The sequence below is a fragment of the Pseudomonas sp. C 49-2 genome (assembly GCF_003970195.1).
Lineage (GTDB): Bacteria > Pseudomonadota > Gammaproteobacteria > Pseudomonadales > Pseudomonadaceae > Aquipseudomonas > Aquipseudomonas canadensis.
The window spans coordinates 262,147-279,723 of record NZ_RXYG01000008.1 but is presented as its reverse complement, the minus strand read 5'-3'; the positions used below and the strand labels follow the sequence as shown (position 1 = coordinate 279,723).

At 61.0% G+C, this 17,577-nt stretch carries 15 protein-coding genes; 8 read left to right on the top strand and 7 right to left on the bottom strand.

Annotated elements, in window-relative coordinates; genetic code table 11:
- Positions 1–45 precede the first annotated feature (45 nt).
- Complete coding sequence (gene uvrA / locus EJ576_RS18035; protein WP_028618130.1) at positions 46–2,880, bottom strand: excinuclease ABC subunit UvrA; 2,835 nt, start codon at positions 2,878–2,880, stop codon at positions 46–48.
- 178 nt (positions 2,881–3,058) lie between these two features.
- Between uvrA and EJ576_RS18030 the strand changes: the two genes are divergently transcribed.
- Both EJ576_RS18030 and EJ576_RS18025 read left to right on the top strand, forming a co-directional pair.
- Positions 3,059–4,453 (top strand): MFS transporter, encoded by a 1,395-nt coding sequence (locus EJ576_RS18030; RefSeq protein ID WP_126570813.1) that lies wholly within the window; start codon positions 3,059–3,061, stop codon positions 4,451–4,453.
- A 9-nt stretch (positions 4,454–4,462) separates the two neighbouring features.
- Complete coding sequence (locus tag EJ576_RS18025) at positions 4,463–4,978, top strand: single-stranded DNA-binding protein (protein WP_003232445.1); 516 nt, start codon at positions 4,463–4,465, stop codon at positions 4,976–4,978.
- A gap of 56 nt (positions 4,979–5,034) precedes the next feature.
- Here the strand turns inward: EJ576_RS18025 and EJ576_RS18020 are convergent, their stop codons facing one another.
- Positions 5,035–5,955: a LysR family transcriptional regulator gene (locus EJ576_RS18020; RefSeq protein ID WP_178083551.1), complete on the bottom strand. Its 921-nt coding sequence runs from the start codon at positions 5,953–5,955 to the stop codon at positions 5,035–5,037.
- A gap of 101 nt (positions 5,956–6,056) precedes the next feature.
- On the opposite strand from EJ576_RS18020, the gene tam reads away from it, so the two are divergent.
- Positions 6,057–6,818 (top strand): trans-aconitate 2-methyltransferase, encoded by a 762-nt coding sequence (tam, locus tag EJ576_RS18015; RefSeq protein WP_122727780.1) that lies wholly within the window; start codon positions 6,057–6,059, stop codon positions 6,816–6,818.
- Positions 6,819–6,851: 33 nt separating this feature from the next.
- Here tam and EJ576_RS18010 read toward each other — a convergent pair whose 3' ends face one another.
- Positions 6,852–7,403: a cysteine hydrolase family protein gene (locus EJ576_RS18010; protein WP_122727782.1), complete on the bottom strand. Its 552-nt coding sequence runs from the start codon at positions 7,401–7,403 to the stop codon at positions 6,852–6,854.
- A gap of 96 nt (positions 7,404–7,499) precedes the next feature.
- On the opposite strand from EJ576_RS18010, the gene EJ576_RS18005 reads away from it, so the two are divergent.
- The 3 genes from EJ576_RS18005 (at position 7,500) to EJ576_RS17995 (ending at position 10,485) form a co-directional block, all read left to right on the top strand.
- Positions 7,500–8,459: a GlxA family transcriptional regulator gene (locus tag EJ576_RS18005; RefSeq protein ID WP_126570811.1), complete on the top strand. Its 960-nt coding sequence runs from the start codon at positions 7,500–7,502 to the stop codon at positions 8,457–8,459.
- A 171-nt stretch (positions 8,460–8,630) separates the two neighbouring features.
- The gene (locus EJ576_RS18000; RefSeq protein WP_126570810.1) at positions 8,631–9,740 is read left to right on the top strand and encodes a DUF3182 family protein; all 1,110 of its coding nucleotides are present in this window, start codon (positions 8,631–8,633) and stop codon (positions 9,738–9,740) included.
- The gene (locus tag EJ576_RS17995; protein WP_122727787.1) at positions 9,730–10,485 is read left to right on the top strand and encodes a S9 family peptidase; all 756 of its coding nucleotides are present in this window, start codon (positions 9,730–9,732) and stop codon (positions 10,483–10,485) included. Before EJ576_RS18000 ends, EJ576_RS17995 begins: the two co-directional genes overlap by 11 nt.
- A gap of 5 nt (positions 10,486–10,490) precedes the next feature.
- Here the strand turns inward: EJ576_RS17995 and EJ576_RS17990 are convergent, their stop codons facing one another.
- From EJ576_RS17990 to EJ576_RS17980, 3 genes are read right to left on the bottom strand one after another with little or no spacing between them, the layout of a single operon-like run.
- Positions 10,491–11,438, bottom strand: a complete 948-nt coding sequence (locus EJ576_RS17990) for a lysylphosphatidylglycerol synthase domain-containing protein (protein WP_028618123.1) — start codon at positions 11,436–11,438, stop codon at positions 10,491–10,493.
- Entirely contained in the window at positions 11,428–12,690 is a 1,263-nt protein-coding gene (gene clsB, locus EJ576_RS17985) for a cardiolipin synthase ClsB (RefSeq protein WP_122727789.1), read from the bottom strand. Before clsB ends, EJ576_RS17990 begins: the two co-directional genes overlap by 11 nt.
- The gene (locus tag EJ576_RS17980) at positions 12,687–13,466 is read right to left on the bottom strand and encodes an endonuclease/exonuclease/phosphatase family protein (protein ID WP_123475809.1); all 780 of its coding nucleotides are present in this window, start codon (positions 13,464–13,466) and stop codon (positions 12,687–12,689) included. Before EJ576_RS17980 ends, clsB begins: the two co-directional genes overlap by 4 nt.
- Positions 13,467–13,636: 170 nt before the next feature.
- Here EJ576_RS17980 and EJ576_RS17975 point away from each other — a divergent pair, with 170 nt between their 5' ends.
- Both EJ576_RS17975 and EJ576_RS17970 read left to right on the top strand, forming a co-directional pair.
- On the top strand, positions 13,637–15,721 hold the full coding sequence (locus tag EJ576_RS17975; protein ID WP_123475807.1) for a mechanosensitive ion channel family protein: 2,085 nt from the start codon (positions 13,637–13,639) through the stop codon (positions 15,719–15,721).
- Between the two features lie 86 nt (positions 15,722–15,807).
- Positions 15,808–16,692: a sugar nucleotide-binding protein gene (locus EJ576_RS17970; protein ID WP_122727795.1), complete on the top strand. Its 885-nt coding sequence runs from the start codon at positions 15,808–15,810 to the stop codon at positions 16,690–16,692.
- Positions 16,693–16,861: 169 nt separating this feature from the next.
- Here the strand turns inward: EJ576_RS17970 and EJ576_RS17965 are convergent, their stop codons facing one another.
- On the bottom strand, positions 16,862–17,560 hold the full coding sequence (locus EJ576_RS17965; RefSeq protein ID WP_028618118.1) for an OmpW family protein: 699 nt from the start codon (positions 17,558–17,560) through the stop codon (positions 16,862–16,864).
- Positions 17,561–17,577: the final 17 nt, after the last annotated feature.

Genomic DNA, 17,577 nt, shown 5'->3' with positions numbered 1-17,577 from the left:
CTGTCACCGCAAAGTGACAGGGGCTTTTCATTGGGCCCGAAAAAGTCAGGCCCGGTCGCGTTCCAACAACGGTTTCAAGTAGTAACCGGTGTGCGACTGCGGCATTTCGGAGACTTGCTCCGGCGTGCCCACGGCAATGATCTGGCCACCTTTGGAGCCGCCTTCCGGCCCCAGGTCTACCAGCCAATCTGCCGTCTTGATTACATCAAGGTTGTGCTCGATCACCACCACGGTGTTGCCGTGGTCGCGCAAGCGGTGCAGCACGTCCAACAGTTGCTGGATATCCGCGAAGTGCAGGCCGGTGGTCGGCTCATCGAGGATGTACAGGGTCTTGCCGGTATCGCGCTTGGACAGCTCGCGAGACAACTTCACCCGCTGCGCCTCACCACCTGACAGCGTGGTCGCCGATTGCCCCAGCTTGATGTACGACAAGCCCACATCCATCAGCGTCTGCAGCTTGCGCGCCAACGCCGGGACAGCGTCGAAGAACACGCGTGCTTCTTCGATGGTCATCTCCAGGGTTTCGTGGATGCTCTTGCCCTTGTACTTGATCTCCAAGGTTTCGCGGTTGTAGCGCTTGCTCTTGCACACATCGCACGGCACGTAGATGTCTGGCAGGAAGTGCATTTCCACCTTGATCAGGCCATCGCCCTGGCACGCTTCACAGCGACCGCCCTTGACGTTGAACGAGAACCGGCCCGGCCCGTAACCCCGTGAGCGGGATTCCGGAACGCCAGCAAACAGCTCACGAATTGGCGTGAACAAACCGGTGTAGGTCGCCGGGTTGGAACGCGGTGTACGACCAATGGGGCTTTGATCGATATCGACCACCTTGTCCAGGTGTTCCAGTCCCTTGATGCTGTCGTGGGCAGCGGCTTCCAGGGTGGTCGCGCCGTTCAGGGCGGTGGCACTCAAGGGGAACAACGTATTGTTGATCAGCGTCGATTTACCCGAGCCGGAAACACCGGTCACGCAGGTCAGCAGACCCAGTGGAATTTCCAGGTCGACATTGCGCAAGTTGTTGCCACGCGCGCCCTTAAGGTGCAACGCCAGCTTCTTGTTACGTGGCGTGCGTTTGGCCGGCACTGCAATCTTCACGCGACCAGACAAGTATTTGCCGGTCAGTGAGTCCGGATGAGCCATGACTTCGGCCGGCGTGCCTTCAGCGACAATATGCCCGCCATGCACACCCGCCCCCGGGCCGATGTCGACCACATAATCCGCCAGGCGGATTGCATCTTCATCGTGCTCGACCACGATTACCGTATTGCCGATATCCCGCAGGTGTTTCAACGTGCCCAGCAGGCGATCGTTGTCGCGCTGGTGCAAGCCAATCGACGGTTCATCGAGGATGTACAACACACCCACAAGGCCAGCACCAATCTGGCTGGCCAGGCGAATCCGCTGGGCTTCACCGCCGGACAAGGTGTCGGCACTGCGATCCAGCGACAGGTAATCCAAGCCAACGTTGACCAGGAACTGCAAGCGCTCGCGAATTTCCTTGAGGATCTTGTCAGCGATTTCGCCACGGCGACCGGTCAGCTTGAGCACACCAAAGTACTCACAGGCATCGCCGATTGGCAGGTTGGTCACCGCCGGCAGTGTCTTCTCGCCCACCCACACATGCCGCGCCTCGCGACGCAGGCGAGTACCGCGGCAATCCGGGCACGGCTGGGTGCTGAGGAATTTCGCCAGCTCTTCGCGCACGCTGGCCGATTCGGTCTCTCGGTAACGACGCTCCAGGTTTGGCACAATGCCTTCGAACGGGTGGGAGCGCTTGACGATATCGCCACGGTCGTTCAGGTATTTGAAGTCGACGTTCTGCGAGCCGCTGCCATGCAGGATGACCTTCTGCTGATCCGCCGGCAGTTGGTTGAACGGCACTTCCAGGCTGAACTTGTAATGCGAGGCCAACGACCCGAGCATCTGGAAGTAATAGACGTTGCGCCGGTCCCAGCCGCGTATCGCGCCCTCCGCCAGCGTCAGGTCGCCATTGACCAGGCGCTTGATGTCGAAGAACTGCTTCACCCCCAGGCCATCGCAAGTCGGGCAGGCGCCAGCCGGGTTGTTGAAGGAGAACAGCTTGGGTTCCAGCTCGCTGATGGCATGGCCGCAAATCGGGCAGGCAAAGCGCGCGGAGAAGATGATCTCTTCGCCCGGCTCGTCGTCCATCGGTGCAACCAATGCAATGCCGTCGGCCAGCTTCAGCGCGGTTTCGAAGGATTCCGCAAGGCGCTGCTGCAGATCGGCGCGCACCTTGAAGCGATCGACTACTACATCAATCGAATGCTTCTTTTGCTTGTCGAGCTTCGGCGCTTCATCCAGCTCATACAGCTTGCCGTTGATGCGTGCGCGCACAAAACCCTGGGCCCGCAGTTCTTCGAAGACGGAAAGGTGTTCACCCTTGCGCTCACGGATCACCGGCGCCAACAGCATCAGCTTGGCGCCTTCCGGCTGGGCCAGCACCAGGTCGACCATCTGGCTGACGGTCTGGGCTTCCAGGGGAATGTCGTGGTCCGGGCAACGCGGAATACCCACGCGTGCATACAGCAGGCGCAGGTAATCGTAGATTTCGGTAATGGTGCCCACGGTGGAGCGCGGGTTATGGGAGGTCGATTTCTGTTCGATGGAGATCGCTGGCGACAGGCCTTCAATGGTGTCGACGTCGGGTTTTTCCATCATCGACAGGAACTGGCGAGCGTAGGCCGACAGCGATTCCACATAGCGACGCTGGCCTTCGGCATACAGCGTGTCGAACGCCAGGGACGATTTGCCGGACCCGGACAAGCCGGTGATGACGATCAGTTTGTCCCTGGGCAGGGTCAGGTCGATGTTCTTCAGGTTGTGGGTTCTAGCCCCACGAATCAGGATCTTGTCCAAGATGGCCTCGCACGGCGGGCGTAAATAATGCCGGAGTATACGGCTAAAGACTGGATGAATATACACTGTCAAAAGGCCGCTTGCAGCCTTAGATGAAAGCTGCGCGGCAAACCGCCGCATATACCCTCTCAATCGATGGGACTGGTAGAATCGCCGCCGGTTCACACGAGGTTTTTCCATGCACGATCCCCACAGCGAACGCATGAGTAGCGGCGAGACCCGAGCGGCAAGCGGTCTGGCCCTGGTGTTCGCCTTCCGTATGCTGGGCATGTTTATGGTGTTGCCGGTGCTGGCGACCTATGGAATGGATCTCGCAGGCGCGACCCCCGCATTGATTGGCCTAGCCATTGGCGCCTATGGCCTGACCCAGGCGATTTTCCAGATTCCGTTCGGGATTATTTCCGATCGCATTGGCCGTCGTCCGGTGATCTACCTCGGGCTGATCGTGTTCGCCCTCGGCAGCGTGCTCGCGGCCCAATCCGACTCTATCTGGGGTGTGATTGCCGGACGGATCCTGCAAGGCGCCGGCGCGATTTCCGCAGCGGTGATGGCCTTGCTATCGGACCTGACCCGCGAACAACACCGCACCAAAGCCATGGCCATGATCGGCATGACTATCGGTCTGTCGTTTGCCGTGGCCATGGTGGTCGGTCCCTTGCTGACCCGTGCGTTCGGCTTGCATGGCCTATTCCTTGCCACCGGCGGTATGGCGCTGTTTGGCATCGTGATCGTTGCCTTTATGGTGCCGCGCTCCACCGGCACGCTGCAGCATCGCGAGTCGGGCGTCGCACGCAAGGCGCTCTTGCCGACGCTCAAGCACCCGGACCTGCTGCGCCTGGATTTAGGTATCTTCGTATTACACGCGATGCTGATGTGCAGCTTCGTCGCCTTGCCCCTGGCGCTGGTTGAAAAAGCCGGCCTGCCCAAGGAGCAGCACTGGTGGGTCTACCTCACTGCGCTGCTGATTTCGTTCTTCGCCATGATCCCGTTCATCATCTATGGCGAGAAAAAACGCAAAATGAAACGAATCCTGCTCGGCGCCGTCACGACGCTGATGCTCACTGAGCTATTCTTCTGGCAGTTCGGCGATAGCCTGCGGGCGCTGGTAATCGGCACGGTGGTGTTCTTCACCGCGTTCAACCTGCTGGAAGCTTCGTTGCCTTCGCTGATCAGTAAAGTTTCACCGGCCGGTGGCAAGGGCACGGCGATGGGGGTGTATTCCACCAGCCAGTTCCTCGGTTCCGCACTGGGCGGCATCATGGGGGGCTGGATGTTCCAGCATGGCGGTTTGTCGGTTGTGTTCCTTGGATGCGCCGGGCTGGCTGCACTTTGGCTGGCCTTTGCTGTTACCATGCGCGAACCTCCCTACGTCACGAGCCTGCGTTTGCCGCTATCGCCTGAGGCGATCCGCGAAAGTGGTCTGGTAGAGCGCCTCAGGGCAGTCGTAGGGGTAACAGATGCAGTCGTGGTCGCGGAAGAAGCGGCCATTTACATCAAATTGGACACCGAATTATTGGATCGCGCGACGCTCGAGCAACTGGTCAACCCAGTGCCGACAGCGCGCCCAGCCTAGGAGAACGTTATGGCCCGTGGGGTTAACAAAGTCATATTGGTCGGTACATGCGGCCAGGATCCCGAGGTTCGCTACTTGCCTAACGGTAACGCCGTGACCAACCTGAGTCTGGCGACCAGCGAACAGTGGACCGACAAGCAGACCGGCCAGAAGGTCGAGAAAACCGAATGGCACCGTGTGTCGATGTTCGGCAAGGTTGCTGAGATCGCTGGTGAGTACCTGCGTAAAGGTTCGCAGGTGTACATCGAAGGCAAGCTGCAAACCCGCGAGTGGGAAAAAGACGGCATCAAGCGTTACACCACTGAAATCGTGGTCGACATGCAAGGCACCATGCAACTGCTGGGCGGCCGTCCACAGGGCGACCAACAGGGCCAGGGCGGCATGTCCAACTCGGCACCGCGTCCACAACAGTCGCGTCCACAGCCAAGCCAGCAGCCACAGCGTGAGTCGCGTCCAGCGCCACAGCAGGCCGCTCCGCAGCCGGCTCCGGATTTCGACAGCTTTGATGACGATATCCCGTTCTAGGATTCTAAAGTCCGGAACACGCAAAACCCCCGTTTGGCTCAGGCCTCGGGGGTTTTTTATTGGCCGTGATCAGCGTCAGTCGAAGCGGCGATGACAACCATATCCTTGAACCGGCCTAACACGGCCGAACCGTCATCGATACGCGTCGCCAAATGCAGCGGCGCCACCAGGCTCTGGCACTCCGTCAGTTCCCGATACACGATGCCGTCCCCGCGCAGCCGCTGCATCGACGCTGGCACGATGGACACACCAAGTCCTGCCGCCACCAGGCTCAATGTCGCCGTCATGCGCGGTGCTTCCTGGACCACCTGCGGGCTGAACCCCGCTTCACGACACGCCACCAGAATCGCGTCATACAACCCCAAGCCCACGCGACGGCGATAGAGCACGAAGGATTCGGTCGCCAGTGCCTTCAAGGGTAGGGGAGAGCCTGCATCAAGCGCCAGCGGATGCTCGGTGGGCAGCGCCAGCAGCATCGGTTCCACCAGGATGGGTTCGTCCTGCAGCGATTGAAGCCCACTGAGAGGCGAGCGGATAAACGCCGCGTCGAGTTTTTCGTGTAACAAGGCATCCAGCAGTTCGCCGGTGCCAGCTTCCTCCAGCACCACGGTGACGCCGACAAAGGTTTCGCGAAACAGCCGCAGCACACTCGGCACAAAAGGATGCAGCGCCGCCGAACTGGTGAAGCCGATCGCCAGGCGCCCACGTTCACCGCGTGCGGCACGGCGTACCACCTCTGCAATCCCTTCAGCGTGCGCAAGGATCTCCCGCGCCTCATCCAGCAACGCGAGCCCGGCGGTGGTGGGGCGTACACCACGGGGCAGGCGCTCCATCAACACCACGCCCAATTCGGCCTCAAGGTTTTGCAACATCCGCGTCAACGGGGGCTGCTGCATGCCCAGGCGTTCCGCCGCGCGGGTGATGTAGCCTTCTTCAGCGATGGCAACAAAGGCCTTGAGTTGGCGAAGCTCCAGCATAGGAATACTTTTCAGGTATGGGAGGGCTTCAATCCTGGCATTTGTTCTCATGGCTCACAAGATTTAGGCTGTGGCCAACCTCAAAAAGAAGGAAAGCCGTGATGACCTGGTCTGCCAAGCAATACACGATGTTTGAACAGCAGCGCACCCGTCCCGTTCGCGACCTGGTGGCGGCCATTCCAAACACTGACGTCCGCACCGCCGTGGACCTGGGCTGCGGCCCCGGCAACTCCACCGAGGTGCTGGCCGAACGCTTCCCGCAAGCCCACGTCACGGGCATGGACAGCTCCGACGACATGCTGGCCGACGCCCGCAAGCGGCTGCCGGCGCTGAACTTCGAGCTGGCGGATATCGGCGCCTGGAACCCGGCGCAAGCATTCGATGTGATCCTGGCCAACGCGTCCCTGCAATGGCTACCGGATCACGCCACGCTTTACCCCCACTTGGTCCACCAACTGACGCCCGGCGGTACGCTAGCGGTGCAAACCCCGGACAACCTCGATGAGCCCGCCCACCGGCTTGCCCGCGAAGTCGCGGCAGAGGGTCCATGGTCGGCCAAGATCGGAACGGTCAAACACAACGAGCGCCACACCGCGAGCTACTACTACGAACTGCTGAGCAAGCATTGCAGTACGGTCGATGTGTGGCGCACCACCTATCAGCACCCGCTGGTGGATCACGCAGCGGTGGTGGAGTGGTTCAAGGCATCGGCGCTGAGACCGTTCCTCGCGCCTTTGACCGACAGCGAGAAAGCCGCCTTCCTGCAGGAATACCTGGCGCGGATTACCCAGGCCTATCCAGCCCTGGCTGATGGCACGGTGTTGCTGCCGTTTCCGCGCCTGTTCATCATTGCCACTGCGTAGGCCGTGGTGACGCTATCGCCGGCAAGCCGGCTCCTACACGGGGGCGAGGAACTCATCGGTCGATACTACGGTTGCGTAGCCGAACGCCAGTGATGCCATATAAGCGTCATGCACCTGCGCAGCCGGGATCACCTTGCCATTGAATTCCAGATCCCGCGTGGCGCAGGCGTCATGGATCAGCGTGACCTTATAGCCGAGGTCCGCTGCTGCACGTACCACCGCGTCGATACACATATGGCTCATGCTACCGACCACCACCACGTCCGTGATGCTGCGTTGTTCCAGCAGTGCGCGCAGGTTGGTTTCGCGAAACGCATTCACAAAGTGTTTAAGCACCACCGGCTCATTGCCTTCGTTCAGCACTTTGCTGTGCAGGTGCGCACCCTCGGAACCCGGCGTGAAGAATGGCGCGTCCTCGGAGGTGAACTCGTGACGCACATGAATCACCGCATCACCCGCCTGGCGAAACGCCTGCAGCACCTGCGCGGCCTTGTCTGCTGCGGCGTCCACGCCGTCGAGTGGCCACTTGCCCTGAGGGAAGTAGTCGTTCTGGATATCGATTAGGATGAGCGCTTGCTTGGCCATGTGTATTGTCTCGTGATGGGTTGATGGGCCCAGTATCTTAGCTGGCGCCTGCACCGGGGATTGGCTGCACCGACAATAACAGGGGGAAAACTGACAATGGCGGTTGTCGAGCTGGGCGTGTTGATCTACCAAGGTGCGCAGTTGGCGGCCGTGCATGGCTTGACTGACTTGTTCGGCGTGGCTAACCGCATCGCCGCCGAGCATCAGTCCGCGCAATTGCCGTTGCTGCGGGTCAGCCATTGGCAGGTGGATGTTACCGGCAAACCGGCGCGCGTATTCAGCAGCCATCCCGGCCCTGACCAGCCGATGATGGCCGTATTGGTGCCGCCGTCGATTGGTGAATTCACCGAAGACCAGGCGCCGCCCGCGCTGCTGGAATGGATCCGCCAGCAACACGCGGCAGGCACGGTGCTGGGCGGTGTGTGCATTGGCTCGATCATGCTGGCGCGCAGTGGCTTGCTCGACGGACGCAGTGCCACCACGCATTGGTCGTCCGCCAAATCCTTCGCCGCCCGTTACCCTGCGGTGCGACTGGAGGCGGATAAACCCATCGTCGATGACGGCGACCTGATCACCACCGCCGGCTTGATGGCCTGGTCCGAACTCGGCCTGCGCCTGGTCGATCGCCTGATGGGCCCGAGCATCGCGGCCGATACCGCGCGTTTCCTGGTGATCGAGCACAGTGACAGCGCCAGCCAATGCGGCAGCAACTTCGCGCCGATACTCGGCCACGGCGACGCGGCCATCCTCAGGGTTCAGCACTGGCTTCAAGCCAGTGGCGCGGTGGATGTTTCCCTTACGGCAATGGCCCAGGAAGCGGGTTTGGAAGAGCGCACTTTCCTGCGGCGCTTTCGCAACGCGACGGGCTTGAAACCCACCGAGTACTGTCAGCACTTGCGGGTGGGCAAGGCGCGGCAGATGCTGGAGTTCACCAACGGCACCATCGACCATATCGCATGGACCGTGGGTTACCAGGACCCCGGTGCCTTTCGCGGCACCTTCAAGAAGATCACCGGCCTTTCGCCCAGCGACTACCGCAGCCGTTTCGGCGTGTGAATCGTGCAGAACGCCGCCGCGTTAACGCTTCGTCGTGCAGAATAAAACAGGCCAACTGCCATCGGTTTTTCGGCAACTGGTTGATTTGAATGCAATCCCGTCCGAACGCGCCTTGGCCTGATCTCTGCAACGTTCCCTCTACACACATGGCGGGATGGCCAAGGGGGACGCATGACCCCGACTCAACGCAAGAAGCTGGTGGTAGCTCACTCCACACGTGAGGGCGCGCCTCTGCATGAGGTCGAAACCAATCGCGCCCTGGCGCGCTGGTTGGCGCAGATTCTCGGGCTCAAATTCGGCGGCAGCTACGACGCTGATCTGCACGCGCGGCGGGCGCTGTACCTGTTGCCCACACAAACCCTGGTCGGCCCGGCCCAGGCGCGAGCGCTGAATATCAAAGGGCCGGAGGATTTGTGGGGCGGTTACGTCGACCACGACTTCATCTGCACCAAAGCCATCAGTCATGGCTTGCTCGGCCCTGACGCTAAAGCGCCGGAAGGTTGGTCGGCGTTGTTCTGCGAGCGTGTACGCAATGTCGTGCTGGACGGCTTGAGCGTCTTCGCACTGGAAGACGCGCGGCTCGCAGCCGCACGCTTGCTGCACAGCGGCCCCATCCGCTTGAAACCCGTGCACGCCTGCGCGGGCCGAGGCCAGGAAGTTATCCACAGCCTGGATGAATTCGAGGCCGTGCTGGCGCGATCCGACGCCGCAAAACTCTTCAACGAAGGGGTTGTTCTGGAGCAGGACCTGCACGATGTGGTCACTCACAGTGTTGGCCAAAGTTTTATTGGCGGCCACGTGTTCAGCTACTGCGGCGAGCAATACCTGACAAAGGACGGGCAGGGCGAAGAGGTCTACGGCGGTTCCGACCTGCTGGTCGTGCCCGGCTATTACGAAGACCTGTTGCAACTCGAACTGGCCGACGACGTACGCGAAGCCATCGAGCAAGCCCAGGTGTTCGACACGGCCGCCGATGAGGCCTACCCCGGCTTCTATGCCTCGCGGCGTAATTACGACATCGCCCAAGGCCAGGACAGTAATGGCCAACGCCGCAGCGGCGTGCTCGAACAATCCTGGCGCATGGGCGGGGCCAGCAGCGCGGAAGTCGCAGCGCTGCAAAGTTTTATCAACAACCCTGGCCTGCGTGCGATCCATGTGTCCTCGGTGGAAACCTATGTGGACCAACCGCTGCCGGCCAATGCCATCGAGGTGTATCGCGGCCCGGCGGAAAGCAGCGAGTTTCTTCTCAAGTATGTGACGGTTACCTCTTATGACGGCTAGAAGTGAAAGCATTGCGATCGATATCGACGACGAACAGATGAGCGGCACCTTCCTGAGCCCCAAATCCAAAGTCCCCGGCGTGTTGTTTGTGCACGGCTGGGGCGGCAGCCAGGAGCGAGACCTCGAGCGGGCCAAAGGCATCGCCGGCTTGGGCTGTGTATGCCTGACCTTCGATCTGCGCGGGCACGCCGGCACCGGTATTCCATTGTCCCGCGTCACCCGCGAAGACAACCTGCGCGACCTGCTGGCGGCCTATGACCGACTGCTGTCCCACCCGGCCATCGACACCTCGGCAGTGGCAGTGGTGGGTACCAGTTACGGCGGCTACCTCGCGGCGATTCTCACCTCATTGCGCCCGGTGCGCTGGCTGGCACTGCGCGTGCCGGCGCTGTATCGGGATGACGAATGGCTCAAGCCCAAGCGTGACTTGGACAAGATGGACCTGATGGATTACCGCAGCACGTTGGTCCACGCCGAAACCAATCGCGCCTTGCACGCGTGTTCGGCGTTTACCGGTGATGTGCTGATCGTCGAATCGGAAACCGATGACCACGTGCCCCATGCCACCATCATGAGCTACCGCGCGGCGTGCCAGCAGACCCACTCCCTGACCCACCGAATCATCGACGGCGCCGACCATTCCCTCAGCGACCCAGTGTCCCAGCAGGCTTACACCTCAATCCTGGTGGACTGGATCACCGAGATGGTGGTGGGCGAGCGGTTGAGCATCATCCAGTCCCGGTAAAGCGTTCAGGCGGGTGTCTTCTTCACCCGCAACGCCTTCGCCTTGGCCTCTACGCCCAGGTACATCACTAGCGCGATCAGCAGCGGCAAGATGAAGTAAATCGCCCGATACGCAATCAACCCGGCAAGCAAACTGCCCCGCGACGCCTCGTGCTGCAACAACGCAATAAACACCGCCTCCAGCACGCCCAGCCCGGCCGGAATGTGGGTGAGCACTCCGGCAATCGCGCTGATCAACAACACGCCCAGCACCAGCGGATAGTCCAGTTTGGCTGGCAACAGGGTAAAAATCACCGCCGCCATCAGCGACCAATTCAACGCGCCCAGCAGCAACTGCAAGCACGCCATGCGCACCGACGGCAGGTTGATTTCCATGCCGCGAATCGTCCACGCACGTTTCTTCGAAAACTGGCAGGCCACCAGATAACCCAGGCTGGCCAGTACCAACAACGCGCCAATGCCCTGTAAGGCCGTGGTACTGACCTTCCACCCCGGCGGCATAGTCACCAAACCGCTGCTGAACACCACCCCGGCAATCGCCATGTAGCCAAACCAATTGGTGGCCAGGCTCAGGCCGAGGATCTTGGCGATATTGCCGGTGCTCACGCCCAAGCGCGAATACAGCCGATAACGCATGGCGATGCCGCCGACCCACGCGCTCAGGTTGAGGTTGAACGCGTAGCTGATGATGCCCACTGGCAGGATCTGCTTCCACACCAGGTTCTGGCGAATGTAGGTGCGGCCGATCAAGTCGAAGCTGGCGTACACCAGAAAACTGCACAGCGTCAGCGCGCCTGCGATCACCAGTGTGCGCACCTTGAAATCGCCCAGGGTCTGCACCACTTCGCTCCAATCGATACGCCGAGCGAGCAGGGTGAACAGCACGATCAGCATCAGGAAGAAGACGATGGTCAGCGGTTTCTTCCAGCGCTTGAATCGGGATTCAGCGGTCATTGGCCTGGCTCTCGATGGGTTTCAACCGTGGCTTGTGCGCCGGCAACCATCCCGTCAAGGCCGGGAAGTGGCGCATTACATGAAACACCAGGAAACCCACGGTCAACCGCCACAGCCACAGGCGCGGCTTGCGGTTCTCCGGCATGGTCTGGCAATGGTCTTTGGCGAGTGTTTCCAGGCGTTCGTAAAGTTGTTGATTGAACGCGCGGTCACGAATCAACACGTTGGCTTCCAGGTTCAGCGACAGGCTCAACGGGTCCAGGTTGCTCGAACCCACGGTGCTCCATTCGTCATCCACCAACGCGACTTTGCCGTGCAGCGGGCGCTGGCAGTATTCGTGGATCACTACGCCATCTTTGAGCAGATAGTCGTAGAGCATCCGCGCCGCCAGCTTGGCCAGTAGCACATCGGGCTGGCCTTGCATGATCAGTTGCACCTGCACGCCACGGCGCGCGGCATTGCGGATTTCCCGCAGCAAGCGGTAGCCGGGGAAGAAGTAGGCGTTGGCGATCACCGCGCGTGTTTGCGCCTTGCTCAGCGCGTGGATGTAGGCTTCTTCAATGTCATCGCGATGCTGCACGTTGTCCCGGTAAATCAGGCGCACCAGGCCATCACCCTCGTCTGTGGACCATAACGAAGGCCGCTGCTGGCGACGCCGCCAACCGCGACGCGTACGCACCTGGCGGCCACTTTGCGCCAGGGCGAAATGATGCAAGTCCGTCACCGCCGGGCCTACCACCTGCACCGCGTAGTCCTGCTTGGCTTCGGGGCCGAAATCTCCCAGGTGATCGGCGGAAAAGTTGATCCCGCCGATAAACGCCACCTCCGCATCCACCACCACAATCTTGCGGTGCAGGCGACGAAACCAGTTGGTGCGAAAGCCCAGGGTCTTGGACGCCGGGTCAAACATCTGCACCGTCACGCCGGCGTCCGCCAACTCGCCCAGAAATGACGGGCTCAGTTCGCCGCAGCCAAAGCCATCGAGGCTCACCACCACCTTGACTCCACGCTGCGCGGCCTCGATCAGGATGCCATGCAGCTCATGGCCCACCTTGTCTTCGAAAAGAATGAAGGTCTCCAACAGAATTTCCCGGCGGGCCGCGCGCAGGGCTTCGAACACCTTGGGAAAATACGCCTCGCCATTCTCCAGTAACTCAACCTGGTTGCCACGCTGCCAGCCGTAGTCCAGGTCGCGGGCCTTGGCTTCGTCCGGCGGCTGGTCGGTGGAGATATGTTCCACGGCCACGTTCATAGCTCGACCTCCACTGACAGCGGCACATGGTCGGACAGGTGCGACCAAGGCCGCGTCGTTAGCACCCTAGGGTTATGCACCTTCAGATTGCGCACATAAATCCGGTCCAGCGGCAGCAACGGCAGGCGCGCCGGGAAGGTGCGTGCGGGTTTGCCCATGGATTCAATAAACACTTCCTTCAAACCGGCCTTGCTCAGGTTGGCCTTCTGGCGCCAATCGTTGAAATCACCGGCCACCACCAGCGGCGCGTCGGCTGGGATCTCGCTGATTCGCTGCTCGATCAAGCGCAGTTGCTGCTGGCGGTGCACCTCGCGCAAGCCGAGGTGGATACAGATCGCATGGATCTCCTGGCCGGTGCCCGGCAGGCGCAGCACGCAATGCAGCAGGCCACGGTTTTCATGGCCGCTTTGGGAGATATCGAGGTTGTCGTAGCGCACGATCTGGAATTTCGACAACAGCGCGTTGCCGTGGTCACCGTGGGGGTAGACCGCGTTGCGGCCGTAGGCGAACTGCGGCCAAATACTGTCGGCGAGGAATTCGTACTGCGGCATGTTCGGCCAGTCGCTGAAGCGCTGTGGATGGCGTTCGTGGGTGCCGTGGATTTCCTGCAAAAACACCATATCCGCGCCCACGCTGCGCACCGCTTCACGCAGCTCGGGCAGGATGAAACGTCGATTCAGGGCGGTAAAACCCTTGTGGATATTGACCGTCAGCACCGTGAAGCGAGTGATGGCGACGCTGGGGGTGATGGGCACCCAGTCGGGAATCGCAGCCATGATTGCTCCTGTGAAAGAAGTGGGGGCCTGGCCCCCGTTTATGGCTGACTCTGATTTTTGGCTGAAAGTTTCCAACGTCCTACAGACGGCACAATGATGCCGCTGAAGGGGAACGATCAACGCGCAAACCCGTCAGTTCCTTACAGACCCTTCTGAAGGAGATCGGTGTTTTGCTGAATCTAAAGACCGCATTACTGCTCGGCGCACTGCTGTTTTGTGGCAGTGGCGCACTGCAAGCGGCGGCCACCGCGCCGGAACCTGAAGCGCCGGCCAAGCCGGAATTGCTGGTGGAGGGCGGGCTGCTGGGGGCAATCAGTTCCAGCATTGATGATGTACAGCAAAAGCTCGACCTCAATCAGAATCTGATCGATGAATGGCGCCTGCGCGCGGACCGAGCCGCCGACGAGGTCGGGCGGCTGGTCAACCAGACCGCTGCGCGCTCACCCTGGAGCGTGGCGGGGGATTTCCTGCTGCTGTCCGGCGTGTGGGTTGGCGCTTTTGTGGCGATGACGCTGCTGGGGCGATTTATCGTACAGCGCCTGGGCCGTCGCTCGTTCTTCGAGCGGCGCAAACGTCTGCTGGCGGTGCTCGGGTATGTGATTCCCTATACGATTCCCGCGCTTATCTGTCTGCCGCTGACGCTGTATGTCAGCCACTTTCTGCCCACCTCTGTAGGTCGTGCGCTGGCGCTGTGTTTTGCCTACGCCACCAGTAGCGGTATCTTTTCCACCTCGATGCTGTTGTGCGTCATTGTCATGTTCAATGTCGGCCACAAACGCCCGGCGGTGCAGATTATTCGCGACTACTGCCCCAAACCGCTGTTCCTGATCGGCTTCCTCGCCGCCCTCAGCGATGCGCTGACCAGCCCGCAAATCGCCCGTCAGCTGGGCGGCAATATCACCAGCAGCATTGCCGTGTTTACCGGGCTGTTTGCGGCGGTGATTTTCGGCATGCTGGTGATCCGCCTGCGTCGTCCGGTCGCCCATCTGATCCGCAATCGACCCCTGGCCCAGCGCCTCAAACACCCGGCGTTGCAACAATCGCTGCGGATATTTTCCGGCCTGTGGTATTGGCCGATCCTGTTGATGGTGCTGGTGTCGGCGATCAACCTGATCGGTGCTGGTGACGACAACCAGAAAGTCTTGCGCTGCGCACTGTTCACCACGATCCTGCTGATCGGCACGGTGTTCCTCAGCACGGTGCTGCAACACTTGTTCAAGTCCCGCAGCCAAGTGGCGATCCAGCGCAGCAGTGCGTACAAGGAACGCTTCCTCAGCCTGTTGCACGCGATCCTGCGCATTGTCATGGCCATCGCGTTTATCGAAATTCTCGGGCGGATCTGGGGCGTGTCGCTGTTCGAGTTCGCCCAGCGCAACTCGGTGGGCCGGGCCATCAGCGATTCTCTCAGCAGCATCGGCCTGATCCTGCTGATGACGTGGCTGTTCTGGGTGGTGCTCGACACGGCGATCCAGGAAGCGCTGAAACCGCCGGTCAACAAACGCTCCAGTCGCCAACCGAGCACGCGGGTGAAAACCATCCTGCCGCTGCTGCGCAATGCGGTGAAGATCATCCTGGTGGTGATCTGCGCAATCACCACCATGGCCAACCTCGGCATCAACGTCGCACCGCTGCTGGCCGGTGCCGGCGTGGTCGGCCTGGCCATTGGTTTTGGCTCGCAGCAATTGGTGCAGGATGTAATCACCGGGCTGTTCATCATTATTGAAGACACCCTGTCCATTGGCGATTGGGTGGTACTCGACTCCGGCCACGCCGGCACCGTCGAAGGCCTGACCATCCGCACTCTGCGCCTGCGCGATGGCAAGGGTTTTGTGCACTCGGTGCCGTTCGGGCAGATCAAGGCGGTCACCAACCAGTCGCGGCAATTTGCCTATGCGTTTTTCTCGGTACAGTTCACTTACGACACGGATGTGGACAGGGCGGTCGAACTGATCCGCGAGGCAGGGCAGTCGATCCGTGACGACGTTTTCCTCAAGTACAACTTGCAAGGTCCGCTGGAGGTATTCGGCGTCGACAAGATGGACCTCAACGGCGTGGTGCTCACGGCGCAGTTCCGCACGGTGTCAGGCGGGCAGTATGCAGTAAGCCGGGCATTCAACCAGCGCCTGAAAAAGCTTGTGGATAACTGTGACGAGGTGCATTTCGCGCAGACTTATCCACAGCAGGTCATGGTGCCTGCGCGGACGGCCCTTGAGCATGAACCTACCGAGGCTGGCGCGAAGATAGTTAATCCGTGACGGTTGCGCTACAAACCCGCAAAATGCAACGATTCTGGCCAAGACCAGAAAACCTTCGTTCCAAACAGACCGGGCCTGCTCAATCTATGCGAATGCGCCTTATGTTACTGGGCGGCGGGAATGCCCTCGGGCAGGCGCTGATTCGCCTCGGTGCAGAGGAAGACATCGGTTTCCTCGCACCCAAACCGCCCCAAGACGGCTGGGATGCCGCGAGCCTCACCCAATTGCTCGACGACACCCGTCCCGATGCGTTGATCAACCTCGCCTACTATTTCGACTGGTTCCAGGCCGAAGCGGTCAGCGAAACCCGCCTGGCTGCCCAGGAATTTGCCATCGAGCGCCTGGCCGAGTTGTGCCAGCACCACAACATCACCCTGTTGCAACCGTCCAGCTACCGCGTGTTCGATGGCTCCCGCGCCACCGCCTACAGCGAAAAGGACGAGCCGGTGCCCCTAGGCCTGCGCGGCCAAGCGTTGTGGCGCATCGAGCAGAGCGTGCGCGCCACCTGCCCGCAACATGTGCTGTTGCGGTTTGGCTGGCTGTTGGATGACAGTGTCGACGGTACCTTGGGGCGCTTCCTGGCCCGGGCAGAGAAACCGGATGAATTGCTGATGGCCGACGACCGTCGCGGCAACCCCACGCCGGTGGACGATGCGGCGCGGGTGATCATCTCGGTGCTCAAGCAGCTCGATTGCGCGGCACCGCTGTGGGGCACTTATCACTACGCCGGCCAGGAGGCGACTACACCGTTGGCACTGGGCCAGGCGATTCTCACTGAAGCGCGCAACTACCATCCGCTGGCGATCGAATCCCCTACCGCCCAGGCCCACGCGGCCCGGCCGGATGCGAGCGAAGAACCGCAACACGCGGTGCTCGCCTGCAAGAAAATCCTTCACACCTTCGGCATCAAGCCACGGGCATGGCGGGCGGGGTTGCCGGCATTGCTGGATCGGTTCTACCGCCACGGCTGATCGCGCGCACAAAACCAATGTGGGAGCCGGCTTGTGTGGGAGCCGGGCTTGCCCGCGATGCAGTCGCCTCGGTCTATCCATTGCATCGAGGCGATGCTATCGCAGGCAAGCCAGCTCCCACACAAGCCGGCTCCCACATGTTTGGTTGGCTGCGTTTATTGGCGCCTAGTTAGAACTTGTAGCCGATACCCACCATGTAAACCATCGGGTCCACGTCCACATTGACCTTGGCACGAGTGCCTTGGCCCAGGGCGTTGTTGTCCACAGTTGCCTTGGTGCTGATGTCGATGTAGCGCGCCTGGGCGTTGATCATCCACTTGTCGTTGATCATGTAGTCCGCACCGATCTGCGCGGCCCAGCCCCAGGAGTTTTCGGCCTTGAAGTTGCTGAAGCCTGCGCCTTGGGCACGGCTGCCAACGTGTTCGTCGTAGATCCAGGTGTAGTTGATACCGGCGCCGACGTACGGTTGGAAGGCCGACTTGTTGTCCAGCGGGTAGTACACGATGCTCAGGGTCGGCGGCAGGTGTTTCAGGGTGCCGAGCTTGCCGTTCGCGGCGCCGAGGGCGGTGTTCTTGATCTTCACATCATGCTCGAACGGCGTGGCGGCCAGCAGTTCGATACCGACGTGGTTGGTCAGCATGTAGGCGAAGTTCAGGCCCAGTTGGGTATCGCTGCTCATGGTCGCCTTGCCGCCCAGGTTGGCGCCGGCCAATGGGCCCTGGTCAACTTTGACGTGGCCGCTGTCCGCCTTCGGGTTCACGGTGATTGCACCGGCGCGCACCAGAATGTCGCCCGCTTCGTGAGCGTGTGCAACGGGGGCGACGAGGGCGAGCGCGAAGAGGGACGCGCCAAGCAGAGACTTGTTCATGGGAGCTCCAAAGGACG